This is a genomic window from Streptomyces sp. NPDC048196, assembly GCF_040652715.1.
GTDB lineage: Bacteria > Actinomycetota > Actinomycetes > Streptomycetales > Streptomycetaceae > Streptomyces > Streptomyces siderophoricus.
Window position 1 is genome coordinate 1 of the sequence record NZ_JBEZMM010000002.1, and the last position, 16151, is coordinate 16151.

The following is a 16151-nucleotide window of genomic DNA, read 5'->3' on the forward strand; positions in this document are numbered from 1 at the left end:
CAGTGGAACGGCGGCATCTACATGGACGCCGTCGAGGAAGCGCTCAAGCACATCGCCGACGAAAAGCGCAAGGACGTCCGGCTGGTCTCCTTCCGCCAGCTCTGCGACTGGCTCGACGCCCAGGACCCGAAGGTCCTCACCGACCTGCGCCGACTCGGGGTCGGGCAGCAGTTCACCGGACGCGGCTGACGACAACGGCGGCGGGCCGGGGCACGGGGACGAGGCCGGCCGAACCCCTGGGGGAAGCCAGGCAGTTGGGCTGAGTTACAGCGTCCGCGAGCCCGTCGCCCAGGCACGGAGCTTCTCGGGGTTGAGTACGGCCCAGATGTGGTGGATCCGGTCGCCGGTGACGTCGAACGCCATCACCGATACGGTGACGCCGTCCCGTTCAGCCACCGGCCCCGGCTGCCCGTTGACCGTACGTTCCACGAGCCTCATGCCGGGCGCCGCCCCCGGCCGGTCGGCGAAGAAGCGTGCGACCTGCTCGGCGCCTTCGACGGGGTGGAGCGCCGCGGTGACGAGTCCGCCGCCGTCACCGGTCGCCGTGGCGTCGGGGGCCAACAAGCCGATGAGAGCGTCGATGTCCTTGGCCTCCCATGCCTGCTTGAAGGCTCTGACGACATCGGCGCGCCGGGCCGTGGTCGCGCCCGCGCCGGGCTCCCCGGCTACACCGACCCCATCCCGTTCCAGTCAGGCAACCCCTACGGCACTTCCCACGTGACCGCCGACGGCCCGCCCGGCGAGGTCACCCTGCAGGCGGCCCGCCACCAGGCCCGCCGCGTCGTCGACACCACAGCTCCCCTCAAGGCCGCCCGCACCGCCTGATCCGCGTGCGCCCCCGTGGTGGCGGGGGCTCACCTGCGGACCGGGTGATACGGGCGCTTCGTGGCTGGCCGGCGTGCCTTCCTAGAGAAGCGCCTTCCTGGCGCCTCCGTGGGGTCAGGATGCTGATGCTCCCGGGATGCGGTTGAAGAGCCGGCCGGCGAGGTCGATGCCGGTGATGGTGCCGTCGGCGTCGCGGGAGAAGTAGCCGCGCTGGCCCTTGAGGCCGCCTTCGGTGACGAGGTACTCGTCGCCGTCGCCGGGGAGGAAGCCGATGGCCGCGGCCGGGTAGTCCGGGGGCATCTCCTCGTCCGATGCCTCGCGGATCTCCGGCTTGATGCCGACCGCCAGGGTGAGGCGGGTGCCGTCGGTGGCGAGGTCGAGGTTCATGGCGTCGATGTCGTAGCGGCCGACGACCTGTTGGGCCTTTTCTGCGTCGTAGGGGAGCGGCTCCGCCGTCTTCTCGACGACGCCGAGGCAGTGCTCCAGCGCCCACCGCACGACGGACTGGTTGAAGGGGTAGCCGTCGGGGCCGACGTTGGCGAGGGAGACCACCGCGAAGTTGCGTTCGGGCACGATGAGCAGTTCGGCGAACTGGCCGTTGCCCGAGCCGCCGTGGCCGATGCCCTGGAGGCCGTCCAGGTCGTGCAGGAACCAGCAGATGCCGAAGCCGTCGCCGAGGGTACTGGCGCGCAGCGCGACCGTCTGCTCCCGCATGCGGTGCAGCTCCGCAACGGGCAACACGCCTTCTCCGTCGCCCAGTTGGAACCGCGCCCAGCGCAGCAGGTCGCTCACCGAGGAGGCGAGGCCGCCGCCGGGGTTGTCGCCGCGCGCGCCCTCCCTGAACGCTCCCCAGGGCCGGGCGGCGCGCAGTTCGCCGTCGTCGCCCCGGTTGTAGCCCACGGCGAACTTGCGGACCATCACCTCCGCCAGTCCGTACACGGTGTCCGACAGGCCCACCGGCTCCAGGACGAGTGAGGCCATGGCCTGCTCGAAAGGCAGGCCCGTGACCTTCTCGACGACCCGCCCGGCCAGGTTGTATCCGGCCTGACTGTATGACGCGCGGGCCCCGGGCCGTGCGATCAGCGGCAGTTCGGACAGCTTGGCCACGAGGCCGGCCAGGGAGCGGTCGCCCTCGCCGTCGTCGATCAGGTTCCAGTCCAGGCCCGCGGTGTGGTTGAGCAGGTTCAGGACGGTGATCTGCGCCGCGGCCTGCTCGTCGGCCAGCTTCAGCTCGGGCACATAGCGCCGCACCGGCGCGTCCAGGTCCACCTTCCCCTCGGCGACCAGGCGCATCAACGCGGTCGCCGTGAAGGTCTTGGACACCGACGCCAGGTGGAAGAGCGTCTTCTCGTCGACCGGCGACGGGTCGGCGAGGCTCGTGACGCCGTGCGAGGCGTAGATCTCCTGACCGTCCAGGAGCACCCCGACGGCGACGCCAGGAACGCCGAGCTCCGTGGCCTGTGTGGTGACGAACTCCGACAGCTTGTTCTGCAACATGGCTCCCCCTTCGGGCACTTGAACTAAGTACGAGAAGGAGCGTAGGGCTCACTTGAACAAAGTGCAAGGCCGGATGGGGGCTGGCTTAACTAAGTTCAAGTAGCATGGCGGTCATGCCGCGAGACACCCTGACCGCAGACCGGATCGTCCGTGAGGCCATCGAGCTGCTCGACGAAGAGGGGCTGGACGGCCTCAACATGCGGAGCCTGGCGAAACGGCTCGGCTCGGCCGCCACGGCCGTTTACTGGCACATCAAGACCAAGGACGAGTTGGTACGGCTCGCCAGCGACGCGATCTGGCGCGAGGTCGAGCTGCCCGATCTCGACACCACCGACTGGCGCACGGCCGCGACCGCCCACGCCACCGGCATGCACGCGATGCTCACCCGGCACCCGTGGCTCGGCCAGGCATTCGGCAGCCACCTCCTGCACGGCCCCGGTCAGGCCCGGCACAACGACCTCAGCCTGGGCATCTACGAGAAGGCGGGTTTCGCCGCCGCCGACGCGGACCGGGCGGCCGCCACCGTCCTCACCTTCGTGCTCGGCAGCACGCTCGGCCCTGCCGCGCAGGTCTCACTGAACCGCCGGCTGAGCAAGAACGGAGCGGACGCCGAGCAACTGATGGCCGACGCCGTGACCCGCGCCACCGAGACCGCCAGGCAATTCCCACGGCTGCGCGAACGCCTCAACACCACGGCCGCCACGGAGTACGCCGCAGCGCCCGACGACACCTTCGCGTTCGGCCTCCAGGCCCTCCTCGACGGCTTCGAGGCCCGCCTCACCGCCGACAACGCCGGTCGCCGCGACTGACCCGTATCCCCATCCCAGTCATCACCCGCCCGCCTTGGCTGTCCCCCTGGCCACGTCGGAGCAGGGCCGATCCGCGGTTCCGCACGAACGCGTCCGCCTAGCATGGCTTCATGGGTGTCAACATCATGCTCGACTTCGAGGTGCACGGGCTGGCCGACGAGGCGCAGACCAAGTCCGTCCTGAGCGGACTCGTCGAACTGATCCGTACGGAAGGCCTGCAGGAGCACGAGGTCGGCCTCGGGTGGAGCGTGGAGGGCGGACGGCACTGGATCTCCGGCGAGACCGACTACCCGATCGGCATCAGTCGCTTCCATACATGGCGTCCACACTTCGAAGCCGCCTTCCGCGAACGGATCCAGGCACTCGCGCCGGCTGCCACAGCTTCCATCAACTGGCGCTATCCGGACGACGACTGACGACGACTGGCGACTTCTGACGACCTCTGACGACTTCCAAGAGCCCTGGCCCAGTGAGCGGCCCAGTGAGCGCCCAGTGAGCGCCCATTGAGCGGCCCATTGAGCGGCCCATTGAGCGGTCCCTTGAGTTGATCTGACGCGGGGAATCAGGCAGCAGGCGACCGTGCGGCCACCGGCGCGGCCTTGCCGCCCGCCCCGCGACGGCAAGGCGGTCTTGTCACCCGTGACGACAAGACCGTCGTCCGCTGCCTGGCCCGCACTGCGCACGCGGATCCAGCAGAACGACGTCTTACGCGACCAGGACTTCCAGTTTCCGCACCGCCGCCTCGGCGACCTCGCCGAAGAACCGCGGACAGGTCCATGCCGCCTCGCTGCGCGCCTGCTCCGCTCGTTCGGGGGTGGGGAAGTCCTCAGGGGCGTAGAAGTGCGCCATGGCGTGCCGGAAGTGGGAGTACCGCAGCTGTGGATGGTCGTCGTCGTGGGCGCACCGGGCCGGGCGCGGCGCGGTGGCGACGGTACGCAGCACCCGCAGCACGTCCTCGGCCACGGCCCGCGCCGGGTCGGGATAGGCGATCTGCAGGGTCTGGTGCGCCGTGAGCAGCAGTACGGCACGCTCGCGCGCGGTGGCGGCCTGCTCGAAGCGCCGAGCCGCCCACAGGCTCAGATCGTCGGCGTACTGCTCGTTCCGGGACGTGTACTCCACCCGCTCGGCGATCTTCTCGATCTGCAGTCGGCCGTCGGCGGCCAGGTATTCCGCGTCCAGGTGCGCGACGTCGCGCGGCGCGAAGAGACGGTCGCGGCCGGTGCGCAGCTGCGTCAGGGACTCCTGCCCGAGCCCGGCGATGAAGGCGGGACACAGCAGCAGTTCCAACGGTGCGCCGTCGTCCCCGTGCTCCGTGCGTTGGCGTTCGTGGCGGACGCGGCCGCCGGCGTAGCTGAGTTCGATGCCGAGCCTGGCGGCCTCCGGTGCGAATTGAGGCAGGAGGGGGTGCGCGTCCCAGGCGTGTCCACAGGGCTCGACGGGGTAATGGCTCAGCGCCTCCTCCAGCGCCTCGATCAGCTCGTCGAGGAGGTCCTTGCGGCGCACCATGCCGGAAATGGCGTACCAGCCCACCGCCCTGACCACCATGATCCGCCCGGCCCGGTCGTCCGGGTCCTCGACGGAACGCAGGGCCCGGGCCTGCTCCTCGATCTCGTCGTAGACATCGGTTTTTGGATAGCCCTCCAGGAGCGCCGACAGGGTGTCGATGGTGGCGTGGGCCTCGGGTGGGAGCCGTGCCGGAATGTCCGAGACCGAGCCGGGGTCGAGGACATGCAGGGCGATGCGCGCGAACCCGGCGGCGTTGCGCGGGCAGCGCCACTCATCGCGCGGGCGGTCCTCGTACCACTCCTGCGTCTCGTCGACGAGGTCCACCAGCCACCCGGCCAACTCCTCGTCCTCTTCGTCGTCGTGGACGTCGTACGGATGGGAGTCGTGCGCGCAGTCCTGTGCCGACAGGACCGGCTCGGCGGCCCTGAGTGCCTGGAGCGCAGCCTCCTTGACCCCGTCGCCGGGCACCCAGGACAGATGCGGCAGGGCCAGCACCAGCCCGAAGATCCACACATAGGCAAGCGGCCCGCCGGGATCGGCGCCCAGCTTCGCCGCGGCATCCAGGACCAGCCGGTCGTGGGCGCCGTCGTGGAAGTCCTCATACTCGAAATGGAGCTTCTCCCAGGCCACGGCGAGCTGTTGGATGTCATCGACGATGGTGTCGCTGGCGGTGCTGGCGGTGCTGGCGGTGCTGGCGGTGTTGCGGGTGTTCCCGCTCCCGCTGGCCTCGGGGTGGGCGGCCGGGCCGGTTTCGTTGTTGGTCACACCAGTCACGACGCGTCGGCCGACGGGCAAGTTCCGGCCATCTCGCTGCGAGCTGACGCGCCGAGCACGATCGCCGCATCACGGTCGCCGCATCACCGATCGCCGACCGAGGGCAGACCGCCCCTATTCCTCGTCGCCGGCTGTGGGCGATTCCTCTGAGGGGAACATGATCGGGCTGACCAGGTAGCGGGTGCGCTGGGGTGAGGGCTCGTTGGTGATCCGGCGCACCAGAACGTCGCGCATTTCGCCGATCATTTCGGCGAGTTCGTCCCGACTGAGCCACATCGCGTGCTGGCGGTAGCCCACCAAGTCTGCGGCGGGTGCGGCGCCGGGCCGGTCGAGGTAAGCGTTGAACTCGGACAGCAGGGTCGCCATCGCCACGGCGAACACCTGCCGATGGTCCTCGACCGTAACCGAAGCGGCGGTGTCGGCGTCGATCGCGGCCCGCTCCCGCCGCAGCCGATAGCGGCGCTCGACGGTGCCGCGCACCCGCTGCTCGCCCGCGATCTCCAGCAGGCCGTTGTCCACCAGTACGCCCACGTGCCGGTACACGGTGGCCTTCGACACGTCCGGCAGCAGCGCGCACAACTCCGAGGTGGTCAGCGTCCGGCCGCCGGACATGGCATGCACGACGCGCAGTCGCACGGGGTGCAGGAGGAGGTCGACCGTGTCCATGCGGTTATGGTCTCACGACTGATACTGTTCTCAAACCTGAGAACGGAGTGCCGTGCGAGCCCCACGACGGCGCAACCCGGCATCGGCCCCAGCGCCGGTATGGGCACCGGCATCGCGTAGGAGCGGACCATGACTGACACATCGCCTCCCCTCGGGCGTCTGCACGACATCGGTGGCGGTCGCCGCCTGATGCTGCACCGTTCCGGCACCGGCGGCCCAACGGCGGTGTTCCTCGCGGGAGTTGGGCTGATGAGCCTGGACTACCTGAACATCCACAACCGGGTCGCCGAGCTGACCATGAGCGTGCTCTACGACCGCGGGGGCAACGGCTGGAGCTACCCCGCCGAACTGCCCCGTACCGCCGGCGAAGTGACCGACGAACTACAGGAACTGCTCCACGCCGCCGACGTTCCCGGCCCCTACCTGCTGATCGGCCACTCCCTGGGCGGGGCCTACGCGCGCCACTACGCCAGGCGCTTCCCCGGCGAGGTGGCCGGCCTGCTCCTGCTCGACCCCTTCCACGAGGACATGGTGACCCGCGCTCCCCGGCAGGCACGGGAGAAGCTCAACGAGATGCTGGAGCAGATGGGAAACCAGGAGTCGGTGGAGCCCACGCCGGAACAATTCGAGGAGTCCCGAGCTCAGATGGCCCAGCACTTCGCCGCATGGCCGGAGTGGGTACGCAAGCCCCTGGTCGCGCGCCACCTCGCCACTTGGCGGACCGCCTCGCGCGAGAACCAGAACCTCTACGACAAGGTCGCCGCCGAGTTCCGGGACGCCCCGGCCACCCCCGACGTGCCGCTGATGGTGCTCACAGCCATGGGGCACGACGCCACCCAGGCCCATCTGTGGCCCGCGGAGCTGCTCCGCGAGATCAACGAGAACAAGCGCGCCCTGCACGCCGAAGTCGCCGCGGAGTCCCCGCGCGGTGAACAGCGGGTCCTCGACGACGCGGGCCACGGGTGGCTGCACGAGGAACGGGCGGACGCGGTGGTCGAGGCCGTCAACCACTTGCTCGCAGGGGCGCGTTGATCGCGCGGCCCGCCGTGTCCTGACGGCGTAAGACGAGAAGGCGACCTGCGCGCCGGCACCGGAAAGGCCCGTTAAACGGCGCACGGGGTCCCCGGGAAGCCCGGGGTGTGCCAGGCTTCGCCGTCACCCGTTATTGCGAGGCCCTCGTAGCCGTCGAGCCCCTCCAGCCAGGTCTGCGCCCCCGTGCCCATCGCGAACGCTGCGGTGGCGTAGGCGTCGGTCGTGGTCAGGTCGGGGCCTACCACCGTGATGGATGCGGGGCCGGCCGCGGGGGTGCCGGTGTGCGGGTTCAGGATGTGGGGGCCGCGCTCGGCGCTGCCGGAGGTGGCGACGGCCAGGTCGCGGCCGGTGACGACGGCGCACAATTCCCCCGGACGCAGCGGATGGGCGATCCCGATGCGCCAGCCGGGCGCCGCCTCACCGCTGAGTTGGAGGTCTCCGCCGCCGTTGACGCAGGTGTGCCGGGCGCCGGCCGCCCGCAGGAGCTGACCGGCGCGTTCGACCGCCCAGCCCTTGACCAGTCCGGACGGGTCGAGAGTGCCGTCCGGGGTGGCGCTGAACCAGCCGTGGGTGGCGGCTCCCACCTGCTCGCACAGGTCGAGGACCTCGGGTACCTCCGCGGGGCAGTCGTCGAGTCCGATCTCGCCGCGGGCGAGCCGGCTGATGGCGCTGTCGGAGCGGTAGGTCGAGAAGACCTCGTCGACGTGGTGGAGCCAGGCGACGGCGTCGCGCAGGGCGGCCTCGATGGCGGGGGTGCGGGCGTCGCGGATGTCGAAGGAGAACACCGTGCCCATCGCCCGCTCGACATGGTGCAGACCGCGCCGGAACTCAGACACCGGCCCGGTCCAGTGCGCTCTGCAGGGACCGGATGTATCCCGCACTGGTGTAACTGGCGCCGGACACCGCGTCGATGTGGGCGCTGTGCGCGCTCAGTGCCTCCTGCGACAGACGCGGCAGGGCGTAGGCGGCGATCTCACGGTCGCGGCCGTTCTCGGACGGGGCGCGCAGCACCTTGACCGCTGTCAGCCGGCCGGCCTTGACGGTGGCCATGACCTGCACGATGCCGTAGCGGGTACTGATCGAGGCGCCGGTGTAGGTGCCGTCGGCCGGACGGCTGCCCCGGGAGGCGGGCCCGGAGGGTGTCGGGGCCGGTGCGGCACCGGTCCGGGCCGGGTCGCCGGTCAGGTCGGCGGGCTGGTGGGGTTTGAGGGAGAGCAGGAGGACGACCAGTGCGCTGGTCGACGCTGTGGTCAGAACGGCTCGGCGCACGGCGGACTCCTCAGAACTCGAACGACTCGTGGTGGATGTGGCGTCGGGGTATGCCGGCACCGCGCAGCGCCCGCCGGGCCGCGGTGGTCATGCCGGGCGGACCGCACAGATACACCTCGTGCGCGGCCAGGTCCGGCACCAGGCGACTCAGTGCGCGGGCCGTCAACGGCGCGGAGTACACGGCGGGTTCGTCGACGAAATAGTGGACGGCCGCACCGCGGGCCGCGGCGATCGCATCGAGCTCGGTGCGCAGCGCGAGGTCCTCGGGGCGCCGCGCCCGGTAGACCAGCGTGACCTCATCGGGGAGGGTTTCGAAGAGGGCCCGCAGCGGGGTGATGCCCACGCCGCCCGCGAGCAGCAGCACCTTGGATGCGCGCTGCCGCGCCGCGGTGAAGGCGCCGTACGGGCCCTCGGCCCACACCCGGGTGCCGGGCCGCAGCCGGGCCAGGGCCGCGCTGTGGCCGCCGGCCTCCTTCACGGTGATGCGCAGGTGATGGGGGAGCGGCGGTGCGGAGAGGGAGTAGGGGTTGGCGGTCCACCACAGGCCCGGTGCCAGGAAGCGCCAGCGGAAGAACTGGCCCGGCCGGGCGCCGAGTTCGTCCAACCGTTCGCCGGTGAGGTGCACCGAGACCACGCCCGGTGCCTCCGGGCGGACCTCGGTGACCCGCAGGCGGTGGCGCCGGGCACGGCGGATCGGAGCGATAAAGCGGTACCCGGCGATCAGCGCTGCCACCAGCGCATACATGGCGTACCAGGCGAGCTGGGCGGGCCGTCGCCCCACGAAGTCGGCGCCGTTGGAGAGTTGATGACCGAAGGCGAGGAAGATCGCCAGGTAGGTGGCGAAGTGGAGGTAGTGCCAGGCCTCGTAGCTCATCCGGCGGCGGGCGAACCGCGCGGAGACGACACCGGTGCCCACCAGCAGCAGGAAGCCCGCGGTGGCCTTGAGCATGTCCGGGTAGTCGAGGACGAGGGTGGTCGCCTCGTGCAGGACACCGCTCCTGGTGGTGAGGGTGTAACCCCAGATGATCAGGAGGATGTGCGCGAGCACCAGTGAGACGGTGTAGCGGCCGCCCGCCGCGTGCCAGCGGGCCAGGCGGTCGGTGCCCAGACTGTGGTCGAGCAGCGGCACGCGGGCCATCAGCGCGACCAGTACCGCGCAGGCGTATCCGGCCAGCAGCCCGGTGATCCGGCCGGCGCCGGTCAGCCAGCCCGCCGGACCCACGACCGACGGCGTACCGGTCCACCACAGGGCCAGCACACCGGCCGCCCCCGCCCAGATCACGCCGTGCGCGAGCAGGGGGGCCAGGGACGGCGGCCACCGCGGCGGGGTGCTGCCGGTGATGGTCCGGCGGGTGGCGGAGACGGTGCTCATGGAGGCTTCCCTTCCGTGGTCGGCGCCAGCGTCGCAGCGCAACCTCTGAAGACCCTCTGAGCGGCGCACCCGCCGCCTGATTCACAGGAAACTCAGAGCCGGCTCATACCTCCGCCGGCCACCGGGCGGGGGATGCTGGAGGCACCATGCACATGCACCGCACCCCCGCCCCGCTGCACAGCGCCGACGGCTCGCCGGTACGGGTCCTCGTGATCGACGACGAGCCGGACCTCACCGAGGTGCTCTCCGGCGCCCTGGCCGGCGAGGGCTGGGAGGTCCGCAGCGCGGCCGACGGCGCCTCCGCGCTCGCCGTGGCACGGACCTTCCGCCCGCACGCCGTCGTCCTGGACTGGATGCTGCCCGACATCGACGGCCTGCAGGTGCTGCACCTGCTGCGCCGCGAGCTGCAGACGGTCTGTGTCCTCTTCCTCACCGCACGTGACGCCGTCGAGGACCGGATCGCCGGGATCACCGCGGGCGGCGACGACTACGTGACCAAGCCGTTCAGCCTGGAAGAGGTGCTGGCGCGGCTGCGCGGTCTGCTGCGCCGGGCCGGGATGGCCCGTGAGCCGGACGGCGACCGGCTGGTCGTCGGCGACCTCGTGATGGACGAGGAGGCGCGGGAGGTCCTCCGCGCCGGCCAGCTCGTCGAACTGTCCCGCACCGAGTTCGAGCTGCTCCGCTTCCTGATGCGCAATCCACGGCGGGTACTGTCCAAGGCGCAGATCCTGGACCGCGTCTGGTCCTACGACTTCGGCGGCCGGTCCCACGTCGTCGAGCTCTACATCAGCTATCTGCGCAAGAAGATCGACGTCGGCCGGACCCCGATGATCCACACCGTCCGCGGTGTCGGATACGTCCTCAAGCCGGAGTCCCCGTGACGCGGATCGGTCCCCGCACCCTGCGCAGCCAGCTCACGGCCGGTCTGGTCGCCCTGCTGGCGCTGGCCTGCCTGGCGGTCGGCATCACCACGGTCGTCGCGCTCGAAGGGTTCCTGGTCAGCCGCCTGGACCAGCAACTCTCCGCCTCCGCGGGCCGGTTCGCGGTGAGCCTGGAGCACGAGGCCCGGCCGGACGCCGACAACCGGCCGGACACCCGCGGCCAGTCCGACGGCACCTTCGGCGCCCGGCTGCTGCGCGGCACACCCACCCAGGCGGCCGTCGTACGGGACCAGACGGATGCCGCGGTGCCGCTGTCCGCCGAGGACCGCCGTGCGTTGGCGGCTCTGCCCACCGACGGTTCCGGACACAGCGTCCGACTGGCCGCGCTGGGGCGGTACCGCGTCAACGCGGTATCCGGCGACGACGGCGACGTCCTGGTCACGGGCCTGCCGCTGCACCCCGTCGAGGAGACCGTGCACCGGTTGGAGGCGGTGGAGGCCGCGGTGTTCGGCGGGGCGCTCGTGGTCACGGGCGTCCTGGGCGCCCTGTGGGTACGGCTGTCGCTGCGCCCCCTGCGGCGCGTCACCACCACGGCCGCCCGGGTCGCCGAGCTGCCGCTGGCCAGCGGAGAGGTGGCGATGCCGGATCCGGTGCCGGTGGCCGACCCGCGCACCGAGGTCGGGCAGGTCGGTACCGCCCTCAACCGGATGCTCGGCCACGTCGGCAACGCACTGGAGCGCCGCCACGCCAGCGAGAACAGGCTGCGGCACTTCGCCGCCGACGCCAGTCATGAGCTGCGGACTCCGGTGGCGAATGTCCGGGGCCATGCGGAACTCGCCCTCCGGCACCAGGGGCCGGTACCCGGCGAGATCCGGCGTTCCCTGGAGCGCATCCAGGCCGAGTCGGAGCGCATGAGCCGGCTGGTGGACGACCTCCTGCTGCTCGCCCGCCTCGACGCCGGCCGTGCGCTGGAACGCACACCGGTGGATCTGACCCGGCTCGTGCTCGACGCGGTCGACGACGCGCGGGCGGCCGGCCCCCGTCACCGGTGGCTGCTCGACCTCCCCGAGACGGCCGTGACCATGACCGGTGACCAACACCGCCTGCACCAGGTCGTCAGCAATCTGCTCGCCAACGCCCGGACCCACACCCCGCCCGGGACCGCCGTGACGGTGCGACTCGCCGCCGACGACCACGACGTCCGGCTGACGGTCCTGGACGACGGCCCCGGCGTGCCCGAGGAGATCCAGCCGGAGGTCTTCGGCCGCTTCGTCCGCGTCGACCACAGCCGCTCCCGGGCGGCCGGCGGCACCGGCCTGGGACTCGCCATCGTGGAGGCCGTCGTCACCGCCCACCACGGAGCGGTCTCCCTGACCAGTCGCCCCGGTCACACCGAGTTCACGGCCACCTTCCCCGCGGCGGCATCCGGTCGGTGAGTTCCACGAACGGCTCCCCGTCACCACCACCCCAGGCGTCCCGCCGGTCCGGCATCGTCAGGTCAGCGTTGGCTCCCGGCGGGCAGGCGGCCGGGGAAGACGTCCGTCCATGGCCGGGAGCGCGCGGGGAGGCCGGCCGGTCAGGGAGCGTCGGCGCCCGGGTCGCTGTCGCGGCGTAGTTGCTGCCGGTCGACCTTGCCGTTGGCGTTGCGGGGGAGGGCCGGGAGGTGGTGGACGGCATCGATGGTGATGCCGCGCGGCAGGCGGGTGGCGCAGTGGCGTTTGAGGGTGAGCAGTGGGGGCGGGGTCGTGGTGGCCGGGACGATGAAGGCGGTCAGCCGGGTGTCGAGGGCGGAGCGGGTGACCAGGGCCGCGGCCTCCGAGACATGGGGGTGGGAGGAGAGGGCCGCCTCGATCTCGGTCAGATGCATCCGGATGCCGTGGATCTTCACGGTGTCGTCGAGGCGGCCGAGGTAGAGGAGGTCGCCGTTCTCGGCGCGGCGTACGCGGTCGCCGGTGCGGTACCAGCCCTGGTGCGGTGGCCGGTTCCAGTAGCCGAGCATGACGGTGGGGCCGGCGACGGCGAGTTCGTTGTCGGGGGCGAGGATCATGACGTCGTTGCCGCAGGTGGGGCGGCCGATGGGCGTGGGGGTCGGCGGGGGCGTCGCGTCGGGTGGCGGGAGTTCGTAGGCGGTGCAGACGTTGGTTTCCGTGGGGCCGTAGAGGTTCAGGAAGCGCTTGCCCGGCCAGTGCCGGCGTAGCCGGTGGAGGTCGTCGGGCGGGAAGACCTCGCCGGCGAAGAGCACCGCACGCAGATGCGGCAGCGGCCGGTCCAGGAGGCCGCCGGCGCGCATCATCAGCTGGAGGGCGGAGGGGACCGAGTACCAGACGGTGAGCTGCCGGTGATCGAGCAGCTCGGTCAGCGCCCGGGGTGCGTAGGCGAGGTCGGCGGGGATGAGGTGGACCGAGGCGCCGGCGGCGAAGGCGGTGTAGAGGTCCAGTACGGAGAGGTCGAAGTTGAGGGGGGCGTGGTTGGCGAAGCGGTCGGACGGGGCGGCGTGGAGGGTGTCGACGGCCCAGTCGACGAAGGCCAAGGCGTTGCGGTGGCTGAGGCAGACGCCTTTGGGGCGGCCGGTGGAGCCCGAGGTGTAGAGGATGTAGGCCGGGGAGTCGGGTGCCAGACGGGGGCGCGGAGCACAGCGGGACGTGGCGCCCGGGGTGTGGTGCGGTTCGGCCGGGTGGTCGAGGAGGAGTGCGGTGCCGGGCCGGGTGACGGCCGGGGCGCGGTCCGCAGTGGTGAGGACGGCGGCCGGAGTGCAGTCCTCGATGATCTGCGCGGCGCGGTGCGCCGGGTTGAGCGGGTCGATGGGGACGTAGACGGCGCCGAGGCGAAGGACGGCCTGGGTGGCGGCGACGGCCCGGACGGTCTTGTCGGTCCAGATGGCCACCCGGTCGCCCGCCGTGACTCCGATGCGGTGCAGCTCGTCCGCCAACTGGTCTGCTGCCACGTCGAGTTGGGCGTACGTGAGGGTGGTGACGGGGTCGGCGACGGCCGGTGCGCCGGGGGTGCGGCGGGCCGCGCGGGTCACCAGGTCGTGGAGAAGGGGGGAGCGGGTCACAGGCCGAGCCCCTTGGCGATCAGCTCGCGCTGAATGTCGGAGGTGCCGGAGAAGGTACGGGCCGGCAGCGCGTCGCTCAGGGCGCGCGCGATGTCCGTACGGGTGGAGAAGGACGAGCCGCCGAAGAGCTGCGTGGCGTCCAGGGCGGTCTGGATGGCGCTCTCGGCGGTGTGGAGCTTGCTCAGTGCGATGTCGAGCGGGGTGTGCTCGCCGCGGTCCAGGAGCCAGCAGGTGCGGTAGAGCAGGAGCCGGGCGGTCTCCAGGCGGAGCTTCATGTCCGCGATGCGGTGGGAGACGGCCTGGTGGGCGGCGAGGGGTTGCCCGAACTGCTCGCGGGTCGCGGCGTGTTGGACGGACTCTTCGACGAGGCGGGACATCTGTCCCAGGTACGCGGCGAACAGACAGCTGCGCTCCCAGCGCATGGAGGACTGGAAGAGGGCGGCGCCCTGCCCCGGGCGTCCGACGACGCGGGTGGCGGGCACGGGCGTGTCGGTGAAGGTGACGGCGGCCGCCGGGCAGGTGGTGAGGGCCGGCTTGTCGAAGGGGTCACCGACGGTGACGCCGGGGGTGTCGCGGTCGACGGCGAAGCAGGTGACGCCGAGGAAGCCGAACGCCGGGTCGGTGACCGCGTAGACGAGCAGGAGATCGGCGACGGGGGCGTTGCTGACGAAGGACTTGGTGCCGTTGAGGAGGTAGTGGTCGCCGTGCCGCTCGGCCGTGGTGCGCAGGGCGGTGACGTCCGAGCCGGCTCCCTCCTCGGTGATCGCGTTGGCGCCGATCGCGGTGCCGTCGGCCAGGCGCGGGACGAGCTCCTCGCGCAGGGCGTCGTGGCCGTGCTCGGCGATCGGCATGACCGTGGCGAAGAGATGGGCCAGAACGGAGAACAGCAGGCCCATGTCCGGGCAGCCGCGCCCGGCCGCCTCGACGGCGCGAGCGGTGGTCACGGCGTCGTACCCGCGCCCGCCCAGTTCTTCGGGAACCGACAGACCGGTGAGGCCGAGCTCGGCACCGGCGCGCCAGTGGTCGCGGACGGCGGCGGGCGTGCGCGAAGCGGTGCCGCCGAGTGCGCGGGCGCCGGCCAGCACACGGTCGTACACGGCCTGCTGGTGGTCGGTCCAGGAGAAGTCCATGGGCGGGCCCTTCAGGGAGGCGGGAGGATCAGCGGTAGTGGGAGATGACGTGCTCGCCGAAGAGCCGCAGCTGCTTCTTCGTCTCCTCCAGCGGCATCAGCCCCTGCTCCACGTACAGGCCGAACCAGCTCAGTTCGCCGTCGTTGCCGTAGCAGGAGGCGACCTCGGCGACCTGGCTGCGGACCTGCTCGGGGGTGCCGCCGAGGGCGTACTGCGAGTCGAACATCCGCTGTACGGTCCATTCGCTCTTCGGCAGCATCCGGCCGGGGTACTTCTCGTCGTCGTCGGCCAGCCGGAACGCCTCCCAGAAGCCGAAGTCGCCGAGGTACTCGTTGAAGGCGGCGTAGGTGGTGCGTTCGGTGATGTCGTACAGCTCCTCCGGCGTGTCCGCGAAGTGCAGGGAGCGCATGGCGCCGACGCCCTCGCCCAGCTTCAGGTCGCGGCCGTGCTCGGCGGCGGTCTGCTGGTAGGCACGGCACAGGTCGACGAATTTCTCCGGCCGCGAGCCGAGGATCCAGGGCGTGATGTTCTCGCGGGCGGTGTAGCGGATGGTCTTCTCACTGAGGGAGAACGGCTGCATCAGCGGCGGGTGGGGCTGCTGGTAGGGGGCCGGGACGACCGAGACACGGCGGATGACGCCGTTCTCGTCCAGCTCGCCGGGGGCGCCGTACTTCTTGGTCCACTCCTGGGCCGGCCAGCGGGTGATGCCCTGTTCGTAAGGGAAGGGCACCTGGTAGTACTGGCCGTTGTAGTCGATCGTCTCCTGCGTCCAGGCCATCTTGACGATCTTCATGTACTCCTCGTACACGCTGCGGTTGTGATCGTCGGTCGCCGAGCCGTCCATCGGGGTGCCGCGTACGCGGGTGTGCTGCCCCATCACGTTGAGCCAGCGGTCCTGGAAGCCGCGGGCGAATCCGCCGTAGATGCGCCCCTTGGTGAGGTGGTCCAGCATCGCCAGCTCCTCGGCGACGCGCAGCGGGTCCCAGGAGGGCAGTACGAGGCCGAGCGGGCTGAACTTGATGCGTTCGGTGCGGGCGGCGAGGTCCGCGTAGAGCAGCAGTGGGGCGACGGAGATCTCGAAGCCCTCGGAGTGGAAGTGGTGTTCGGTGGTGGAGAGGACATCGAAGCCGACCTCGTCCGCGAGCTGGGCGATCTCGCGGACCTCGGTGAGCATCTCCTGGTACTTCTCGTTGTTGCGGCCGATGGGGCGCAGGCGCTCGCGCTCCTCGAAGGTGGCGGGGATGGTCGGGGTGATGAAGAGGAGGAACTTCATGGCTGTTCCGTTCTGCCTTCCCTGGGTCTTGGTGGACTTCGGCCGGTCGGCCGCAGCTTTCG

The 16151-nt window shown here is 71.2% G+C and carries 14 protein-coding genes and 3 pseudogenes; 7 read left to right on the forward strand and 10 right to left on the reverse strand.

Annotated elements, in window-relative coordinates; genetic code table 11:
- Nucleotides 1-189 (forward strand): annotated as a pseudogene (locus AB0E02_RS03640) (hypothetical protein); the annotation flags it as partial.
- Between the two features lie 75 nt (nt 190-264).
- Here AB0E02_RS03640 and AB0E02_RS03645 read toward each other — a convergent pair.
- Nucleotides 265-636 (reverse strand): annotated as a pseudogene (locus AB0E02_RS03645) (nuclear transport factor 2 family protein); the annotation flags it as partial.
- 24 nt (nt 637-660) lie between these two features.
- On the opposite strand from AB0E02_RS03645, the pseudogene AB0E02_RS03650 reads away from it, so the two are divergent.
- A pseudogene (locus AB0E02_RS03650) lies at nt 661-825 on the forward strand (NAD(P)H dehydrogenase); the annotation flags it as partial.
- Between the two features lie 114 nt (nt 826-939).
- Here the strand turns inward: AB0E02_RS03650 and AB0E02_RS03655 are convergent.
- Nucleotides 940-2322, reverse strand: a complete 1383-nt coding sequence (locus tag AB0E02_RS03655; RefSeq protein ID WP_362135586.1) for a serine hydrolase domain-containing protein — start codon at nt 2320-2322, stop codon at nt 940-942.
- Nucleotides 2323-2435: 113 nt separating this feature from the next.
- Here AB0E02_RS03655 and AB0E02_RS03660 point away from each other — a divergent pair, with 113 nt between their 5' ends.
- Together AB0E02_RS03660 and AB0E02_RS03665 are read left to right on the forward strand one after the other, a co-directional pair.
- Nucleotides 2436-3131 carry a TetR/AcrR family transcriptional regulator gene (locus tag AB0E02_RS03660; RefSeq protein ID WP_362135588.1) on the forward strand — a complete coding sequence of 232 codons (696 nt, stop codon included), beginning with the start codon at nt 2436-2438 and terminating at the stop codon, nt 3129-3131.
- Between the two features lie 110 nt (nt 3132-3241).
- On the forward strand, nt 3242-3547 hold the full coding sequence (locus AB0E02_RS03665) for a hypothetical protein (protein ID WP_362135590.1): 306 nt from the start codon (nt 3242-3244) through the stop codon (nt 3545-3547).
- Between the two features lie 289 nt (nt 3548-3836).
- On the opposite strand, the gene AB0E02_RS03670 is transcribed toward AB0E02_RS03665, so the two are convergent.
- The gene (locus tag AB0E02_RS03670) at nt 3837-5402 is read right to left on the reverse strand and encodes a hypothetical protein (protein WP_362135592.1); all 1566 of its coding nucleotides are present in this window, start codon (nt 5400-5402) and stop codon (nt 3837-3839) included.
- Nucleotides 5403-5525: 123 nt separating this feature from the next.
- Nucleotides 5526-6077 carry a helix-turn-helix domain-containing protein gene (locus AB0E02_RS03675; protein WP_362135594.1) on the reverse strand — a complete coding sequence of 184 codons (552 nt, stop codon included), beginning with the start codon at nt 6075-6077 and terminating at the stop codon, nt 5526-5528.
- Between the two features lie 129 nt (nt 6078-6206).
- On the opposite strand from AB0E02_RS03675, the gene AB0E02_RS03680 reads away from it, so the two are divergent.
- A complete protein-coding gene (locus AB0E02_RS03680) occupies nt 6207-7109 on the forward strand; it encodes an alpha/beta hydrolase (RefSeq protein ID WP_362135596.1) in 903 nt (300 codons plus the stop codon).
- 71 nt (nt 7110-7180) lie between these two features.
- Here the strand turns inward: AB0E02_RS03680 and AB0E02_RS03685 are convergent, their stop codons facing one another.
- Genes AB0E02_RS03685 through AB0E02_RS03695 form a run of 3 tightly spaced genes read right to left on the reverse strand, consistent with a single transcriptional unit; the run spans nt 7181 to nt 9750 of the window.
- On the reverse strand, nt 7181-7945 hold the full coding sequence (locus AB0E02_RS03685) for an FAD:protein FMN transferase (protein ID WP_362135598.1): 765 nt from the start codon (nt 7943-7945) through the stop codon (nt 7181-7183).
- Entirely contained in the window at nt 7938-8378 is a 441-nt protein-coding gene (locus AB0E02_RS03690) for an FMN-binding protein (protein WP_362135600.1), read from the reverse strand. The genes AB0E02_RS03685 and AB0E02_RS03690 overlap by 8 nt, the downstream gene beginning before the upstream one ends.
- 10 nt (nt 8379-8388) lie before the next feature.
- Nucleotides 8389-9750, reverse strand: a complete 1362-nt coding sequence (locus AB0E02_RS03695) for a ferredoxin reductase family protein (protein WP_362135602.1) — start codon at nt 9748-9750, stop codon at nt 8389-8391.
- A gap of 146 nt (nt 9751-9896) precedes the next feature.
- Between AB0E02_RS03695 and AB0E02_RS03700 the strand changes: the two genes are divergently transcribed.
- Both AB0E02_RS03700 and AB0E02_RS03705 read left to right on the forward strand, forming a co-directional pair.
- A complete protein-coding gene (locus tag AB0E02_RS03700) occupies nt 9897-10631 on the forward strand; it encodes a response regulator transcription factor (RefSeq protein WP_362135605.1) in 735 nt (244 codons plus the stop codon).
- Nucleotides 10628-12067, forward strand: coding sequence for a HAMP domain-containing sensor histidine kinase (locus AB0E02_RS03705; RefSeq protein ID WP_362135607.1), 1440 nt, complete (start codon nt 10628-10630; stop codon nt 12065-12067). Before AB0E02_RS03700 ends, AB0E02_RS03705 begins: the two co-directional genes overlap by 4 nt.
- A gap of 140 nt (nt 12068-12207) precedes the next feature.
- On the opposite strand, the gene AB0E02_RS03710 is transcribed toward AB0E02_RS03705, so the two are convergent.
- From AB0E02_RS03710 to AB0E02_RS03720, 3 genes are read right to left on the reverse strand one after another with little or no spacing between them, the layout of a single operon-like run.
- The gene (locus AB0E02_RS03710) at nt 12208-13686 is read right to left on the reverse strand and encodes an amino acid adenylation domain-containing protein (RefSeq protein WP_362135610.1); all 1479 of its coding nucleotides are present in this window, start codon (nt 13684-13686) and stop codon (nt 12208-12210) included.
- On the reverse strand, nt 13683-14816 hold the full coding sequence (locus AB0E02_RS03715) for an acyl-CoA dehydrogenase family protein (RefSeq protein ID WP_362135612.1): 1134 nt from the start codon (nt 14814-14816) through the stop codon (nt 13683-13685). Before AB0E02_RS03715 ends, AB0E02_RS03710 begins: the two co-directional genes overlap by 4 nt.
- Nucleotides 14817-14844: 28 nt before the next feature.
- A complete protein-coding gene (locus AB0E02_RS03720) occupies nt 14845-16089 on the reverse strand; it encodes an LLM class flavin-dependent oxidoreductase (RefSeq protein WP_362135614.1) in 1245 nt (414 codons plus the stop codon).
- Nucleotides 16090-16151: the final 62 nt, after the last annotated feature.

What these genes read in the sequence shown, in the direction of transcription:
- AB0E02_RS03665 (WP_362135590.1), top strand. Translation starts at nt 3,242, where the DNA reads ATGGGTGTCAACATCATGCTCGACTTCGAGGTGCACGGGCTGGCCGAC.
- AB0E02_RS03660 (WP_362135588.1), top strand. Translation starts at nt 2,436, where the DNA reads ATGCCGCGAGACACCCTGACCGCAGACCGGATCGTCCGTGAGGCCATC.
- AB0E02_RS03695 (WP_362135602.1), bottom strand. Translation starts at nt 9,750, where the DNA reads ATGAGCACCGTCTCCGCCACCCGCCGGACCATCACCGGCAGCACCCCG.
- AB0E02_RS03720 (WP_362135614.1), bottom strand. Translation starts at nt 16,089, where the DNA reads ATGAAGTTCCTCCTCTTCATCACCCCGACCATCCCCGCCACCTTCGAG.
- AB0E02_RS03715 (WP_362135612.1), bottom strand. Translation starts at nt 14,816, where the DNA reads ATGGACTTCTCCTGGACCGACCACCAGCAGGCCGTGTACGACCGTGTG.
- AB0E02_RS03675 (WP_362135594.1), bottom strand. Translation starts at nt 6,077, where the DNA reads ATGGACACGGTCGACCTCCTCCTGCACCCCGTGCGACTGCGCGTCGTG.
- AB0E02_RS03700 (WP_362135605.1), top strand. Translation starts at nt 9,897, where the DNA reads ATGCACATGCACCGCACCCCCGCCCCGCTGCACAGCGCCGACGGCTCG.
- AB0E02_RS03655 (WP_362135586.1), bottom strand. Translation starts at nt 2,322, where the DNA reads ATGTTGCAGAACAAGCTGTCGGAGTTCGTCACCACACAGGCCACGGAG.
- AB0E02_RS03680 (WP_362135596.1), top strand. Translation starts at nt 6,207, where the DNA reads ATGACTGACACATCGCCTCCCCTCGGGCGTCTGCACGACATCGGTGGC.